The sequence below is a fragment of the Xenorhabdus innexi genome (assembly GCF_002632485.1).
Taxonomy (GTDB): Bacteria; Pseudomonadota; Gammaproteobacteria; order Enterobacterales; family Enterobacteriaceae; genus Xenorhabdus; species Xenorhabdus innexi.
The window spans coordinates 1-1,710 of the sequence record NZ_NIBU01000156.1; the positions used below are offsets into that span (position 1 = coordinate 1).

A 1,710-nucleotide genomic window follows, 5' to 3' on the forward strand; every position below is an offset into this window, starting at 1 on the left:
TCATGGGGGCACTCAATTTACACCGGATTGAAGAGACGGTTATTCGTGAATATCCGACGATTAACGCGGAAAATGTCGTCCTTTTTTTCCATGGCATTAGGGAAACCTATCCCTTCCAACAAAAAGTGCATATTATTTTGGATGGTGCAGGTTATCACCGCGCTGAATTAGTGAAATCAGCGGCTCAAGAGCTGAATATTCAATTGCATTACTTGCCCCCCTACAGCCCTAATCTCAACCCCATTGAACGATTATGGAAGTACACGAATGAGCAAATACGCAACAATGTCTATTTCCCGGATGCAAAAACGTTTCGGGGAACACTTCGACATTTTTATCATATCACCTTGCCAACAAAAGCACAGGAATTGGCTACCCGACTGACTGATCATTTCCAGCGATTAAAACCTGCATTTTCAAGTTAATTGCGTATATAACAAACACAATCAGCCCATTTTGACACTGGATGGCACAATTATTGCTACCGGAAAAGCAACAAAAACAGCAACACAGCTTGTCACAACAACATTGTTAGCTCCCTATATGAAATACAACGATATATATACTGGGGAAAATGTCGTCGAGACAGGTGGTACTTATTCCATTATTCTGTCCGCAGGTGAAATTGGTCGTGATACATTCACCCACTATCAAAATGCAGCCATCAAGGCACAAAATGCTGGAAATAATAATACTTCTGAAGCAGTGTTGGGGGCAGGTCTTGCTGCTGTCGGGTATGCTTATATAAGCCAATCTACCGATTCGAATATTCTTACTGCTAATCTCGGCGATTTTAATACAAACCGCCATTTTTCCGTTGGCATTGCCGGTTATAATGGAAGCACCTATGTGGATTTTCCCCTACAGATTCATTTAAGTTCAGCTAAACACTCTCTTCTTCTTATAATTTTGCAAGCTTTGCGTTCGGCAGTTCCATTCGTGAAAGTTCTCTAGAATCCAGCAGTGTCAAACAGCTACAAGAAATGGAGGCTGTTTCAACTACACGTATGTTTGACTATTCCAATACAGATGGTGTCGGCTTTCTTGAGGCAACCCCGCAAAACTGGTCAGCAGTCAAACCTCTACTGGTCAACTGGAAGGTATCAGACCTTTCTGATATGGAGACTTGGCTGGCAGGAACAACGGCAAAGAATCGAAAAGTTTTTTTACCAAAAAACGGCTCAATAACAGTCAACTCTTGGAGTGGAAATGGTTATTACTTACTGGAGCATGATAGATCAGAACTAAATGCCAATATCATGGTTGCATATAAAATCAGTGGTGGATTTAAAGGTGGCTTATCCACTGAAAAAAGATCATGGTGGAGCGATACAAGGAATATGGTTAAGGCAACTGCTCAATCCGCTTACCAGTCCTTCAAAAGTATTGATCCTATTGACCTTCGCAGTGGATACTTCCTTTATAATCATGATGATATTAGCATAGGCTCTTCCAACTATCCCTTTGGACTCACACTCACTCGCAGCTACAATTCTGGCGAAAGAAACACAAAAACAGCTCTTGGTTATGGATGGCGCCATAATTTTATGTTAAGTGCCAAACATGCCCTCTCTGTCAGCATAGTTGTCACCCTCATTAACAACGCTGATAGAGAAAAAAATGACACGTATTTCACCTGAACGTAAATCTGCCGCACTGGCTAAATTGCTACCACCGTACAACATGACTGTGACTGCGGTTGCACAAATG

Annotated in this window: 3 protein-coding genes; all 3 read left to right on the forward strand. The window is 41.8% G+C overall.

Annotation, left to right across the window (positions count from 1 at the left end; translation table 11 throughout):
* The coding region (locus Xinn_RS20655; protein ID WP_153043428.1) for an IS630 family transposase at positions 1-425 on the forward strand (425 nt) is incomplete at its 5' end.
* A gap of 31 nt (positions 426-456) precedes the next feature.
* A complete protein-coding gene (locus Xinn_RS23015; protein ID WP_244590284.1) occupies positions 457-954 on the forward strand; it encodes a hypothetical protein in 498 nt (165 codons plus the stop codon).
* 29 nt (positions 955-983) lie between these two features.
* The gene (locus tag Xinn_RS23020; RefSeq protein ID WP_244590285.1) at positions 984-1,640 is read left to right on the forward strand and encodes a DUF6531 domain-containing protein; all 657 of its coding nucleotides are present in this window, start codon (positions 984-986) and stop codon (positions 1,638-1,640) included.
* Positions 1,641-1,710: the final 70 nt, after the last annotated feature.